The organism is Arsukibacterium sp., from assembly GCF_033722355.1.
GTDB lineage: Bacteria > Pseudomonadota > Gammaproteobacteria > Enterobacterales > Alteromonadaceae > Alishewanella.
This window is the reverse complement of sequence record NZ_JAWVZF010000070.1, coordinates 1-13,476: the sequence shown is the minus strand read 5'-3', so window position 1 is coordinate 13,476 and position 13,476 is coordinate 1. Positions and strand designations below refer to the sequence as shown.

The 13,476-nt window shown below is 51.5% G+C and carries 12 protein-coding genes; 2 read left to right on the top strand and 10 right to left on the bottom strand.

Going from position 1 to position 13,476, the window contains the following annotated elements:
- Positions 1-1,727, bottom strand: a 1,727-nt coding sequence (gene ggt / locus R3177_RS08255) for a gamma-glutamyltransferase (protein ID WP_318970564.1), incomplete at its 3' end; no start/stop codon positions are given.
- A gap of 83 nt (positions 1,728-1,810) precedes the next feature.
- Positions 1,811-2,215, bottom strand: coding sequence for a thioesterase family protein (locus tag R3177_RS08250; RefSeq protein WP_318970563.1), 405 nt, complete (start codon positions 2,213-2,215; stop codon positions 1,811-1,813).
- A 14-nt stretch (positions 2,216-2,229) separates the two neighbouring features.
- On the opposite strand from R3177_RS08250, the gene R3177_RS08245 reads away from it, so the two are divergent.
- Positions 2,230-2,934: a 2OG-Fe(II) oxygenase gene (locus R3177_RS08245; RefSeq protein ID WP_318970562.1), complete on the top strand. Its 705-nt coding sequence runs from the start codon at positions 2,230-2,232 to the stop codon at positions 2,932-2,934.
- 50 nt (positions 2,935-2,984) lie between these two features.
- Here the strand turns inward: R3177_RS08245 and R3177_RS08240 are convergent, their stop codons facing one another.
- Positions 2,985-3,464, bottom strand: a complete 480-nt coding sequence (locus R3177_RS08240) for a GNAT family N-acetyltransferase (RefSeq protein ID WP_318970561.1) — start codon at positions 3,462-3,464, stop codon at positions 2,985-2,987.
- 206 nt (positions 3,465-3,670) lie between these two features.
- Between R3177_RS08240 and R3177_RS08235 the strand changes: the two genes are divergently transcribed.
- Positions 3,671-5,689, top strand: a complete 2,019-nt coding sequence (locus tag R3177_RS08235) for a PhoX family phosphatase (protein WP_318970560.1) — start codon at positions 3,671-3,673, stop codon at positions 5,687-5,689.
- A gap of 98 nt (positions 5,690-5,787) precedes the next feature.
- On the opposite strand, the gene R3177_RS08230 is transcribed toward R3177_RS08235, so the two are convergent.
- From R3177_RS08230 to R3177_RS08200, 7 genes are all read right to left on the bottom strand, one after another.
- Positions 5,788-6,297 (bottom strand): DUF4442 domain-containing protein, encoded by a 510-nt coding sequence (locus R3177_RS08230; RefSeq protein ID WP_318970559.1) that lies wholly within the window; start codon positions 6,295-6,297, stop codon positions 5,788-5,790.
- 68 nt (positions 6,298-6,365) lie between these two features.
- The gene (locus tag R3177_RS08225) at positions 6,366-7,109 is read right to left on the bottom strand and encodes a 3'-5' exonuclease (RefSeq protein WP_318970558.1); all 744 of its coding nucleotides are present in this window, start codon (positions 7,107-7,109) and stop codon (positions 6,366-6,368) included.
- Positions 7,110-7,118: 9 nt separating this feature from the next.
- Positions 7,119-8,966, bottom strand: coding sequence for a DUF294 nucleotidyltransferase-like domain-containing protein (locus tag R3177_RS08220; protein WP_318970557.1), 1,848 nt, complete (start codon positions 8,964-8,966; stop codon positions 7,119-7,121).
- A gap of 11 nt (positions 8,967-8,977) precedes the next feature.
- The gene (locus tag R3177_RS08215; RefSeq protein ID WP_318970556.1) at positions 8,978-10,609 is read right to left on the bottom strand and encodes a BCCT family transporter; all 1,632 of its coding nucleotides are present in this window, start codon (positions 10,607-10,609) and stop codon (positions 8,978-8,980) included.
- A gap of 21 nt (positions 10,610-10,630) precedes the next feature.
- Positions 10,631-11,932 carry a porin gene (locus R3177_RS08210; protein ID WP_318970555.1) on the bottom strand — a complete coding sequence of 434 codons (1,302 nt, stop codon included), beginning with the start codon at positions 11,930-11,932 and terminating at the stop codon, positions 10,631-10,633.
- A 145-nt stretch (positions 11,933-12,077) separates the two neighbouring features.
- A complete protein-coding gene (gene cysM, locus R3177_RS08205) occupies positions 12,078-12,962 on the bottom strand; it encodes a cysteine synthase CysM (RefSeq protein WP_318970554.1) in 885 nt (294 codons plus the stop codon).
- A gap of 63 nt (positions 12,963-13,025) precedes the next feature.
- The coding region (locus tag R3177_RS08200) for an RNA methyltransferase (protein WP_318970553.1) at positions 13,026-13,476 on the bottom strand (451 nt) is incomplete at its 5' end.

Below are 13,476 nucleotides of genomic sequence, written 5' to 3'. Positions count from 1 at the left end.
TAGTAACCGGCGGCCTGGCCATCTTTACGTGACTCCGATGCCCCGATATAGGTGTCGTTGTCATGGTCTTTCATAATAGCCTGATAGCCACCATAGCCGCCTAAACCATAGCGGACGTCATGGCCTCTTTGCATCAGCCCATGCACGGTGCTGTAAGGGATGCCACGTTCCACTTCAATGTAGCCACCGTTTGTCAGGTAAGTCTGCTGACCGTCTGTCGGTTCAGTGCTGCCCAGATGCTGCCAGCGGGCTGCATCACCGGCTTCCTGCAGGTTCATACCGTAATCCACCATGTTAATCAGGATCTGCACATGGCCCTGGGGTTGCATCGCGCCGCCCATGACACCATAGCTGACTAACGGCCTACCATCTTTGGTGATGAAAGCCGGGATAATGGTATTAAACGGCCGTTTACCCGGTTGATAGACGTTAGCATGGGTTTTATCCATAGAGAAAAGCTGGCCACGGTCCTGGAAGACGAAACCCAGACCGGGCACCACGACACCCGATCCCATACCACGGTAATTGCTCTGAATTAATGACACCATATTGCCGTCTTTATCAGCTGTGGTCATATAAATAGTGTCGCCTTCATACAGGTGCGGATTGCCGGCATCCACCCGTTTTGCCGCACGCTCACCAATCAGTTTGGCCCGCTCGGCGCCATATTCCTCTGAAATTAAACCTTGCAATGGCGTTTTATGAAAATCCTGGTCCGCATAAAATTTGGCGCGATCTTCAAAGGCCAGTTTTTTTGCTTCAACCAGGGTGTGAATACTTTCCGGTGTATTAAAGCCCATGGCTTTTAAATCAAAGTTTTTCAGGATTTGCAGCATTTGCAAAGCCGCGATGCCCTGACCATTCGGAGGTAACTCCCACAGGGTATAGCCTTTATAATCAACGCCGATGGGTTCTACCCAGGTAGAATGGTGGTTGGCAAAATCGGCAAAACGCAGGTAGCCGCCATTGTCGCGCATAAAACGATCAATTTTTACCGCAATCTCGCCTTTGTAGAAGGCATCGCGCCCCTCTTTGGCCAGCAATGTATAGGTATTGGCCAACGCCGGGTTTTTGAAAATCTGACCTTTGGCTGGAGCCTTGCCATTAAGGGTGAAAGTGCCTTTGAAGTCGCCGGGCTGCGGGCTCAGAAGCGGCACACTGCGTTGCCAGTAGTAGGCAATCAGCTCGGTGACCGGAAAGCCCTGCTCGGCATAATCGATAGCCGGTTGCAGGATAGTGCTCATGTTAAGTTTGCCGAATTTGTTATGTAATTCAAACCAGCCATCTACTGCACCAGGCACGCTGATAGGCAGCATGCCGTAGGGTGGTAGATCAGTTCGGCCCAGTTTTTCCAGCTCATGGGCCAGCATGTCGTAACTTAAACTCAGGGGCGAGCGGCCAGACGCATTCAGACCATGCAATTTAGCGGTTTTTGCATCCCAGACAATCGCATATAAATCACCACCGATACCGTTGCCGGTGGGCTCCATCAGGCCCAGTGCGGCGTTTGCCGCTATGGCTGCATCAATGGCGTTACCGCCTTTTTTCATGATATCCAGTGCAATCTGGGTAGCCAGCGGATGACTGGTTGCGGCCATGGCATTTGGGGCTATCACTTCTGAGCGGCTGGCGAAGTCGTGTCCGGTGACCCTGTCATAGGCGGTAACGGCGCAACTGGCCAGCAAGGCTGCGCTGGCAAGCAAACTAACAGAGAGATGTAATTTCATGGTGATTTACCTTTGTCATTGTTTATGCCACGCTAACTGCTGGTGACGACAATAGCCAGCGCCTTTCGACCAACGGTCTGCAGTTAACGATCAGCCGGGTTCAGCAAATGTGCTGATAACGCCGTTTTCTGTGCTAACGATAGCGAGACAGCCTGCTGCTGCTGATAATCAAACTGCACCATAACAGTGGTGCCTGAGGCGCATTTGATGCCGTTTTGCCAGGCTTCCTGATAAACATCAAACGAGCTGCCGCCAAGACGACTGATAAAAGTCCGGATTTCCACTGGCTCGCCGTACTGAGTTTGGGCATGATAGTCGATACTAACCCTGGCGATGATCAGTGGCCATTGTTTCAGATTAAGTTCTGGGGTAAAAATGCGGAATACAGCAATACGGGCGCCCTCAAACCAGACCGCAAACACGGTGTTATTTATATGCCCCAGGGCATCAGTTTCGGAAAAGCGGGGCTGGATAACTTCGCTAAACATAACCAGGAATACTCATGACAGACTTTATAGAGGTGTATGATAATGCGTTAAGCGCAGACTTTTGCCAACAGCTAATCAGCCATTTTGACAAAAGCCCGCATCGGGTTGCCGGTCGCACTGGTGCCGGGGTTGATACCAGTAAAAAAATCAGTACCGACTTATATTTAAATCAGCATCCTGAATATCAGGTGGCATTACAGCACATTGTCGATGCGACCAGCCGTTGTGCGGCTGAGTACTTTGCCAAATATCATTTTGCGCTGATCGCGCCGGTAGGTTTAACCATAACCCATCCGCAAACCGGCGAGCCTCTGGCAATAACCCATGAAAATTATGCCGAGTTCGGCGCGCCGAAAGCGGCTGATTTTATGCGCACCCTGTACCGGCTTGGGCCCATTCAGGCCCAGAAGTACGAGGCGGGCAAGGGGAACTACAATTACTGGCACTGTGAAGTTTACCCGCAGTTACCGCACAATGAGCCTTTGCACCGCACCTTACTGTTTATGTTTTATTTAAATGATGTAGCAGAGGGTGGCCAGACCGAATTTTTCTACCAGAATAAAGCAATAAGCCCGAAAACCGGCCGCATGGTCATTGCCCCGGCTTATTTTACCCACACCCACCGTGGCTGTACCCCGGTATCAAATGATAAATATATATTAACCAGCTGGATTTTATTTAACCGCGCCGAGCAGTTATATGGTCAGCCACAGAGCTGAAACAGCGAGCCCCTTCAGCACAGGGGCTTAACAGCGTGTCGCATTTCCGCTCAGGTTTGCTGCAATTCGCCGATGCTTTTAAAACGTTTTATCATTTTTAAATGCGGAATATCATCTTCCAGATAAGGTTCACTGGCACTTTCAAATCCCGACTCCTGATAAAATTGCTGCAAATAACACTGAGCTGAAATATGAATATCCATTTTTGGCCAGTATTGTGCGGTGACATTTAATGTTTTTTCCATCAGGATCCGGCCAAGGCCCAGCCGCCGGGCAGTTTGCGATACACATACCCTGCCTATGCCAGGAAAGCCGGGGAAGCTGACATCCGGTGCCAACACTCTGGAATAGGCAATCACTTTATCGCCTTTCTTTAAAATAATATGGCGGGTTTGCGGATGCAGATCTTTATCGTCCAGTTCCGGGTATGGGCAGTTTTGTTCCACCACAAAAACGTCAACCCGCAGTTGAAGCAACGAGTAAAGTGTTAAGGTGTCCAGTTCGGCAAAAGTCTGTACTTGCCATTGCATATACGAAGTTCCCTGTTTTGCTGCGCCTACGCACGCCTTAAGGACTATATCAGAGGCAGCCCTTGCTGCGCCAGTAGCCGGCACCAATCAACGGTGCTGCCTGGTAGGAAACTATCACAAAATTGCTATTTAATTGTAACGGATCTGCCATTAACTGCCGGTTTAATAAAGCAACCTTTTCATCCGTATAAGCCGGAGTAATAATAATGACCGACAGTAAACCAGCCACCCAGCTCACCATCGACAACTCAGGAATTGACCCGCAAACTAACTTTTCTGCCAATCCTGATTTTTCTGCCATTATCGAAAGCCGGATGGCGCGGCGGCGCTTTCTCAAGGGAAGCGTCGGGGCAGCGGTGGCAGCGATTATCGGCAGCTCGCTGACCGGCTGTAACAGCAGCGACAGCGAGACCGCGCCCGCGCCAGTCGTGCCGCCGGTAGCCGGATTGCCACTCTTGGGTTTTGCCGCAGTGGCTGCCGGCAGAGCTGACACCATAGTGGTTCCTGCCGGTTACAGTGCCAGTGTCCTGCTGCCATGGGGCACGCCGCTGACCGGGAGCTATCCTGCCTATCTGGCTGATGCCGGCAACAACGGCAGCGATCAGGAACAGCAAGTGGGGATGCACCATGATGGTATGCATTTTTTCCCGATAGATGCCCGCAGCACGGCCAGTAGCTCTACTGAAGGCTTACTGGTCTTTAATCATGAATATATTGATCACAATCTTATTCATACCAATGGCATTGATACCTTTCCGCGGCCGGCTGAACAGGTTCGCAAAGAAATTGCGGCCCATGGCGTCAGTGTGGCCCATATTCAGCAGCAGGCCGATGGTAGCTGGCAACTGGTTAATAACAGCCCGTTTAACCGGCGGATCACCGGGGCCACGCCAATGGCGCTGGCCGGTCCGGTGCGGGGTAGCAGCAAAGTTATCACCAGATACAGCGCAGACGGTAGCCGTAGCCGCGGCACGCTGAATAACTGTGGCAATGGTTTCACCCCGTGGGGTACCTATTTAACCTGTGAGGAAAACTGGGCAGGTTACTTTGTTAACAGCGACGCCACGCCACCTCGTGAGCATAGTCGTTACGGTGTGTCATCCAGAAACGGCCGTTATTTCTGGGAAACCGCAACACCAGCGGCTGATCAATATCAGCGTTTTAATGCCAGTATACAGGCCGCAACCGCCAGTGAAGATTATCGCAATGAACCTAACACCTTCGGCTGGATAGTGGAAATTGACCCGTTTAACCCCGATAGCGTGCCACAAAAACGCACTGCACTCGGCCGCTTTGGCCATGAAGGTATTATTTTCGGCAAGCTGGAAGAGGGTAAGCCGGTGGTGCTTTACTCCGGCGATGACTCCCGGTTTGAATATATCTATAAATTTGTGTCGGACGCGCCGTATTATAAAAATACGGCCGGCGGGCATTTATTAAACGATGGCGTGTTATATGTTGCCAGGTTTAATGATGATGGTAGCGGCGACTGGTTACCGCTGGACATCAACGATGCTGATTTTATGGCAAAAGCCAGTGCTGCCGGGGCCGAATTTACTGATCAGGCTGACGTCTTGCTGAATACCCGGCTGGCAGCAGATATCGCCGGTGCCACTAAGATGGATCGGCCCGAGTGGGGCGCGGTGCATCCTGACACCGGTGAAGTGTATTTTACCCTGACCAATAATACCCGCCGCACTGAGGAACAAACCGACGGAGCAAACCCCCGGGCAAACAACTCTACCGGGCATATCATTCGCTGGAATGAACGTGAAACCCAGGAGGCTATGACTTTTGACTGGGATATTTTTCTGCTGGCCGGCGATGTTGGTACCGAAACACCGGGTACTGAGCTGGTGCTGGATGCTGATAATCATCTGGCCAGCCCAGACGGCCTGTGGTTTGATAAAAATGGCTTGCTATGGATCCAGACCGACATGAGCGGCAGTCAGCAGGGCGAAGGCCCCTATGGTAATAACCAGATGCTGGTTGCCGATCCGGTAACCCGGCAGATAAAACGCTTTTTAGTCGGCCCGACCGACTGTGAAGTCACCGGCATCAGTGCGACACCTGATATGAAAACATTATTTGTTAATATTCAGCACCCGGGTGACCGTTCTGCCCCGGATAACTTTACCAGCAACTGGCCAGACGGCGGCAGCAGCCGGCCGCGCTCGGCTACCGTAGTCATTACCAAAGACGACGGTGGGGTGATTGGTAGTTAACTGACGGCGAGTAAAGTAAGAAGTCGCTAAGTAACAAAAAGCCGGCAGAATCTCTGCCGGCTTTTTGCTTGTCATAGATAGGGACGCAGCCAATCCACTCAGCGCTTTTTTGGGATCCAGGCCCAGGTCATGTTGGCATTAACCGGTTCAATACCGGCACTGTCAGTAATAGTTACTGCTACCGTTACTTCACCTTTATCTTCATTGTGCATCGCAGCAATTTGCGCCTCGGTTAACGTCGCTACTGCGGTTAAATCACCAGTTGAGCGTTTAATATAGTCAATTTGCATTTGCTTTAGCAGCGGTAACTTATTGTCGGGCAGGTGAATACCGACTAAAAAACCGGTAGCCGATTCTGCCAGTAAGCCAGTTGCCGCCGCATGCACCGAGCCGATATGATTCTGGGCTTTTTTGCGGTTTTTCAGCCGCAGCACCGAGCGGCCTGCCTTCAGCTCGAGCACTTCGACACCGGCAGTGCCGGCAAATTTTATTACCCGGCCAAATACTGTGCTCAGGGCAAAGCGCTGCAGCGCTTTTGGTAGCTGATAACATTTACTGACAATGCGTTGCAGCTTATTCGGCTTGGATGCATCGGACGTGTGGCTCATTGTGGTCTGACCTGTGACTAATTTTGTTTACTATGCCTCTGCCGGCAAGTAATTGCAAGCAGCTGCTACTAACACCAGAGATCGCTTACCGGCGTATCGGGGCTAAAGCGATGGCTGATTTGTGCCTGCAGCAATTCAGCACTGGCTAATGCATCAGTGACCGCATGGTGCGGCCGGTAGGGCGGTAGCTGATAGCGGCTGCGACTGGCATCCAGCCGGATTGACAGCTGCTGCCGGCCGCGCAGTTTGTCCCACCAGCTAAGTGGCTTTGCCCGGTGCAGGCGGGCTTCCAGTTCCATGGTATCAATAACCGGGAATAAAATACTCTCGCCCAGCCGCACTTTAACGCTGGCAGCCAGAAATGACCGCTCGATTTGCCGGTAATGGACAACCGCGACCTTGCCAGCGAGCAATGGCAGCAGTTCAGGCAATACGGCACTGAGATCGGGCGCATTGCTGATTTCAGAATGGGTGATCCGGTGCACGGTGACTGAGCTGTCCGTCAGCGCAAAGCGGGGTTTCAGCAGCCACTGCCGGGCGCGCGAGCAAAAAATACGCTGCAGGTTAAACGGCACTAAGCCAATACTGACGATGCCATTATCTTCTGCGTTAAGACCGGTGGTTTCAAAGTCAATAGCGAGCAGTGGTACCTGACTGATGGGGGTACTGGCAGCGATCATGCCAGCAGCATAAAACTGGCGTAATAACGGGTGTTGAACGGTAGTGGCCTGGTGTTGATAGTACTGCTGCCAGTTCCTGCCGGCACTGTCGCGCTGCCGATGGTCAGTCTTATCTGGTCCGAGATAAAGCATGCGGTTACCTCAGGCTTTAAAATGGAATTTCAGGAATTTCTGGGCATTGCTCAGCACCTGAAAGGCTTCTTTTAAATGCTTGCGCTCAAATTCTGACAGTTGCTCAGGTAATACATTATTATCGGGCTGCACACCACTGCGCAGCGCCGCTGCCTGATGGCGAATGCGGGTCATCGCAATCACTTCAAAGGCATCGCGCAAATCTTCCGCCCGGCCCTTTGGCAATATCCGGGCATCCATAATATGCTGTAACCGGCTATAGGAGTTGCTTTCAGTCGAGCCAATAGCCAGCGCGTGAATGCGGATTAAGTCAACAAAGGGCGCGGTGCCGCGGCGTTTTATATTTAAAATATTGTTTTGTTTACCATCCTGTTCCATAACAAAGTCTTTAAAAAAGCCCAGCGGTGGCGTACGGCTCAGGGCGTTGCGGGTCATACTGGCTAAAAAAAGCGGATGTTTCTGCGCCAGTTTACTGACTAGCTGCTGCAATTGTTCTGCCCATTGCAGCTCACCCCAGACACCATCCAGGTCAAAAAATATTGAACTGTGCAGCAAACGTTCGGCCGAGGGCCGGGTTATCCAGTTCTCAAAGTATTGCTGCCATACCTTAAGTGGTTGTCGCCACTGCGGATTAGTCGCCATCACCTTGCCGGTGCAGTAGCTGTAACCACAGGCCGCCAGACCGTCAGAGACAAAACTTGCCAGTTGCTCAAAGTATTTGTCATGCAGCTTAGGGTCAAAACGGTTATCCAGAATTAACGCGTTATCCTGATCTGTCAGCACCAGTTGTTCATCCCGCGCCATCGAGCCCAGCGCCAGAAAACAATAGGGTACCGGCGGCGGCCCGAGCTGCTCTTCTGCCAGTTCCAGCAGACGTTGTTTAAAGCTGCGGCCAATAGCGGCCATGGCACTGCCGATCATCTGTGAATTGGCATCTTCGTTGACCATCCGCACAAAGCAGGCGTGGACATCAGGCACCAGCGCCTGCAGTTCATCGACGGTTTGCTGCCGGAAAATCCGGCTAACCACATACAGGCTGCTTTGCGATTCGAATCGAATAATATCAGAAACTGCTATTACACCAACGGCTTGCTTATCTTTTAACACCGGCAAGTGATGCCGGTTATGCCGCAGCATCAACATCATCGCCTCGAAAATATATTGCTGCTGATCAATAGTAACCGGACCCGCCGTCATTATCTCACTAACCAGAGTTTCATATTTTAAGCCCGGTGCAACAAGCCGGCTGCGGATATCTTTGTCGGTGATAATTCCGGCCAGGTGCTGGTTCGCGTCTAAGATAAGCAATGCTGACACATTTTGTTCCGTCATCAGCTGGGCAGCCTGCCAGACACTGGCGTCACTGCCAATACTGACCGGCTCGCGGCTTAGCAAGGTGCTGACCGTTGCACCGAGTAAATTGGTCCGGGCCGGGTTGCTGGTTTTACCGGTTTTTCGCCGTTCACTGTCACCAACCTGCACATAATCAGCAAAAAACTCGTTGTCATCAAACAACTGCTGAAATACTTCATCGGGGATAAAGTAAATCAGGGTATCTTCCAGCGCGATGGCAGGAAATCGCACCTTGCCGCCACGAAGCAACCCCTGCTCAGCAAAAATCCCGCCTTCGCTCAGCCGGTTGTATAAATCGCCATTGCGCCGGAATGTTTCAACGGCACCGCTGCGAATAAGATGCAATGCATGTAAGGGTTCGTTAAACCGCAGGATCTCACTGCCTGCTTTAAAATAACCAATATCAATACTCAGCGCCACTTGCTGCAATTGTTCAGCCGGCAGCTCCTGAAACGGCGGGTGCCGCTTCAGAAACTCCAGTATTTCAATCTGCTCAATTTCCATCGCGGGTCTGCTTAACTGCCGCGGGGTTCAGACATTAAGCCTTTGACCACCGCTACACAGGATGCCAGTAGTACTATGGTGAACGGAAAACCGGTCGACACCGCCATTGCCTGTAATGCCACCAGACCTCCCCCCAGAATAAGCGCTATTGCCACCAGGCCTTCAAAGGTGCACCAGAATACCCGTTGTGGCGTTGGCGCATTCACTTTACCGCCGGCAGCAATGGTATCGATAACCAGTGAACCTGAATCTGAAGAGGTAACGAAAAACACCACCACCAGAATAATCGCTATAAAAGAGGTTATGCCAGCCAGCGGCAGTGCATCCAGCATGCTGAACAACTGCAGTGGCAGCGCGGCTTCAACAGCTGCCAGATAGCTGTCCTGCACCACCTGACTAATAGCGGTGCCACCAAATACCGTCATCCATAATATGCAGGCCAGAGATGGAATAAGCAGTACCGAGATTAAAAACTCCCGCACGGTCCTGCCCCGGGATACCCGGGCGATAAACATGCCAACAAAAGGCGACCAGCTAATCCACCAGGCCCAGTAAAAGGCGGTCCAGCCCTGCGAAAAGTTAGTGTCTTCCCGGCCAACCGGGTTAGCCAGTGCCGGTAAATGTTGCAGATAGGCAGCCAGGTTACTGAAAAAGCCGGTGAGAATAGCCAGTGTCGGGCCGACAATAATAATGAACAGTAAAAGGATCGCGGCCAGGGTCATATTAATTTCTGATAAACGCTTTACCCCGGCTTCCAGCCCTGCCAGTACCGAGACCAGTGCTATCATGGTGATACCAATCACCAGTAAAATCTGGGTAGTGACCCCTTCCGGCCAGTTAAACAGATAATTTAAGCCGGCGCTGGCCTGCGAGGCTCCCAGACCAAGCGAGGTGGCCAGGCCAAACAAGGTGGCAAATACCGCCAGAATATCAATAATATGGCCTGGCCAGCCCCAGACCCGCTCACCCAGTAACGGATAAAAAACAGAACGGATAGTCAGTGGCAAGCCTTTATTAAAGGAGAATAACGCCAGGCCCAATGCTAAAATGGCATAAATGGCCCAGGGGTGCAGTGCCCAGTGATAAATGGTCGCGGCCATACCCAGTCGCTCTGCTGCCAGCGCGTCACCCGCAGCGCCAGCCAGCGGTGCCCAGTCAGTTCTGACACCATCAACCACGGTAGTACCAGCAAATGAACTGTTAAAGTGTGATAATGGCTCTGACACACCGTAAAACATCAGGCCTATGCCCATGCCCGCGGCAAACAGCATTGAAAACCAGCCGATATAACTGAAATCCGGGCTCGCTTCAGTGCCGCCGAGGCGGACTTTACCCAGTGGTGAGATAATTAACCCCAGGCAAAGCAGCACAAAAATATTGGCCGCACTGATAAAAAACCAGTCCAGATTACTGGTCAGCCAACTGCGCATCTCAGCGAATAACACGGCAGCCTGGCTATGAAACAGCAAGGTCAGTAACACAAAAACCACAATGGTCAGACCGGAGATTAAAAATACCCGGTTATGAATATCCAGGCCAAATGGCCCCAGTTTGACCACAATATTGTCCTGTCCTACCTGATAATCGGTGTTGATCGGATTAACTTTGCCATCCGGGATCATAGGATCCTTGTCAGTTGTCATTCGTATATCCTTGTTGTTATTTTAGAAATAATAGCCAATATTAATATTGAAACGACGTTCGGTTTCACTGCTGTCGCCACTGGCGCTGCCACCGACAAACGGCTGATTTTTAGCATGAACTAAGTCAAAGTAAGTGAAAAAACCACCGGCCGCGACCGACACACCGGTTACATTCATCATCGTATCGCGGCTGCCATCAGATTTGTCATAGACCAGGCCATAGTTGTTATAGAACTGCAGCCCGGTTACCGGCCCCCATTCTACCGGCAGGCTGTAGGCCAGATTGACCGTGGCCGAAGTGGCCTCTGCCGCAATAGAGTCATAAAAGGCATAAGCGCCCACCGCCATTCGCTCAACGCCGTCAATATCATAGTGATACTGGCTGTATTGCAGTTGCAGGTTCCAGTTATGGTAGTAGCTGTTGCTGTGCAGTGCCCAGGCGTTATAGTCGCCCGCCCGGGTCTGACCGTTATGCAGGCCGCCGGCCAGCGCCGAGACGCCCAGCTCAGTTTTCAGTTCGCCGTGGTTCAGATGGTAGCCAAAGCGGCCACTGAAGGTATTGTATTCGCCAAGCGGCTGCGACGGGTCATCATAAATGCCATCCCCCGGTAGCCGGAAACCGACGATATCATACGAATACCGATCAGCTCTGCTTTCTACATAGCCATCTACCCCGCCGAGTTCATCATTTTTGAAAAAGCCGAGGTCAAGTTGCCAGTTATCACTGATGTTACGTTTAAATAAAATGCCTAAATCGTGGTCGTCTTCCAGCCCGATATAATAGTTAGTGCTGAAGAACCAGTTGTGGGAATTGTATGGCCAGTTGCCGAAAGGAACTTTGGTAATGCCGGCCTGTACCTGCCAGTCATCAGTAAACTGATAACCGACATAAGCATATTTCACGGCTGACATATAATCGAAAAAGCGAATTTCGGCATTCAGTAATACATTACCGATACTGCCGTTTAAGTTCAGTCGGAAAATATCAAAATCAAAATCGCCGCCCCGGTTTTTATTACCCTCATTGTACGAGGTATGACTGTAATTGGTCCGGATGGCACCGCCCAGTTTAATGCCATCAGCACTGGTGTCCGTGGCTTTTGCTGTGTCCTGCCGGCTGGCAAGCTGCTGCTGTTGTTCAGTGAGCTCGCTCTGCTGTTGTTCCTGCTCCGCCAGACGCGCTTCCAGCGCGGCTATTTGCGCTTTTAACTGGCTGAGTTGTTGTTTGATGTCGTCGGTTGCAGCAGGGGTGTCGGCGAAAGAGGCTGGCGTAACTAAATAGCCGGCAGCAGCGATCAGGGCGATTTTGCAATAAGTTGTCATAATCGGGCCTTATTGTTAACGGGAAAAAATGACATGAACGAAATCAGGATAGTCTACTTAGCCGGTTATACCAAACCGCAATGCAATAAAAGCGGTACAGACACTGCTTTTATAACAATGATTTAGCGAGAAAAAAGCAGAAAAACTAATAAATGTTGGCTGACAGGTAGCGGTCACCACGGTCGCAGATAATAGCTACTATTATGGCATTGTCATGCTGTTCAGCCAGGGCAATAGCCGCATGCACTGCGCCACCGGAACTGACCCCGGCAAAGATGCCTTCTTCGCGGGCCAGCCGGCGCATTGCGTGCAGCGCATCGTCCTGGCTGATATCGATAATCTGATCTACCCGGTTTTTATCAAAAAAGCCCGGCAGATAGGCGTCAGGCCAGCGCCGGATGCCAGGGATGCTGGCACCTTCGGCCGGTTGCAGACCAATAATCTGAATGGCAGGGTTTTGCTGCTTTAAATAACGCGACACGCCCATTATGGTGCCGGTAGTGCCCATACTGCTGACAAAATGGGTAACTTGCTGCTGGCTTTGCTGCCAGATTTCCGGCCCGGTACTGGCATAGTGTGCCGCCGGATTATCCGGGTTATTAAACTGATCCAGCACGATGCCCTGACCCTCTGCCTGCATTTGCAGCGCTAAATCGCGGGCCCCTTCCATACCTTGCGCTTTAGTCACTAAAATCAGCTCGGCACCATAGGCGCGCATTGCGCTTTTACGCTCTTCAGTAGCATTATCGGGCATGATTAATGTCATGGCGTAGCCTTTAATTGCCGCTGCCATCGCCAGCGCTATGCCGGTGTTACCACTGGTAGCTTCAATTATCCGGTCACCGGGCTTAATGGTGCCGCGACGCTCAGCCTGCACTATCATATTCAGGGCCGGCCGGTCTTTTACTGAGCCGGCCGGGTTATCGCCCTCCAGTTTCAGTAATACTGTACTGTTAGTATGTGCCGCCATCCGCTGCAATTTCACCAGCCGGCTATTACCAACAGAATGTTCAAGAGTGGGAAATGTCATGCCAATACCGCCAGAGGGTGAATTACAAGATGAAGGCAAGTTTAACGCAAAGCAGCATGGCTGTTAATGGCTAAGCCTGAGCAGGTTGTCGCAGATAACCGCTGCGGCGATGCCAACATTCAGTGACTCAGCGCTGCCAAAAGATGGAATAGTAATTTTTTGGCTGACAAGGCCGCCAATAGTGTCGCTGATGCCATTAGCTTCATTACCGAGCACAATATAGCCGCCGGCAGCGCTGAGCTTAAGCCGATGAACATTATCGCCGCCCAGATAAGCGCCATACACCGGCATACTGGCATGGGACAAAGCGTCGGCCAGTGGCTGGTAATGTAATTGCACCCGCAGGAAGGAGCCTTTGGCCGCAGCAATCACTTTGGGGTTATAGCAATCTGCAGTATCGGGCGAGCAGAGAATATGCTCAATACCATACCAGTCAGCCACGCGGATAATGGTGCCGAGGTTACCCGGGTCATTAATGTTATCCAGCACCAGAGTCCAGCATCCCGCTTTCGCG

Excerpts from the sequence above, each read along its gene's own strand:
- R3177_RS08250 (WP_318970563.1), bottom strand. The coding sequence starts at position 2,215 with ATGTTTAGCGAAGTTATCCAGCCCCGCTTTTCCGAAACTGATGCCCTG.
- R3177_RS08245 (WP_318970562.1), top strand. The coding sequence starts at position 2,230 with ATGACAGACTTTATAGAGGTGTATGATAATGCGTTAAGCGCAGACTTT.
- R3177_RS08240 (WP_318970561.1), bottom strand. The coding sequence starts at position 3,464 with ATGCAATGGCAAGTACAGACTTTTGCCGAACTGGACACCTTAACACTT.
- R3177_RS08235 (WP_318970560.1), top strand. The coding sequence starts at position 3,671 with ATGACCGACAGTAAACCAGCCACCCAGCTCACCATCGACAACTCAGGA.
- R3177_RS08230 (WP_318970559.1), bottom strand. The coding sequence starts at position 6,297 with ATGAGCCACACGTCCGATGCATCCAAGCCGAATAAGCTGCAACGCATT.
- R3177_RS08225 (WP_318970558.1), bottom strand. The coding sequence starts at position 7,109 with ATGCTTTATCTCGGACCAGATAAGACTGACCATCGGCAGCGCGACAGT.
- R3177_RS08220 (WP_318970557.1), bottom strand. The coding sequence starts at position 8,966 with ATGGAAATTGAGCAGATTGAAATACTGGAGTTTCTGAAGCGGCACCCG.
- R3177_RS08215 (WP_318970556.1), bottom strand. The coding sequence starts at position 10,609 with ATGACAACTGACAAGGATCCTATGATCCCGGATGGCAAAGTTAATCCG.
- R3177_RS08210 (WP_318970555.1), bottom strand. The coding sequence starts at position 11,932 with ATGACAACTTATTGCAAAATCGCCCTGATCGCTGCTGCCGGCTATTTA.
- cysM (WP_318970554.1), bottom strand. The coding sequence starts at position 12,962 with ATGACATTTCCCACTCTTGAACATTCTGTTGGTAATAGCCGGCTGGTG.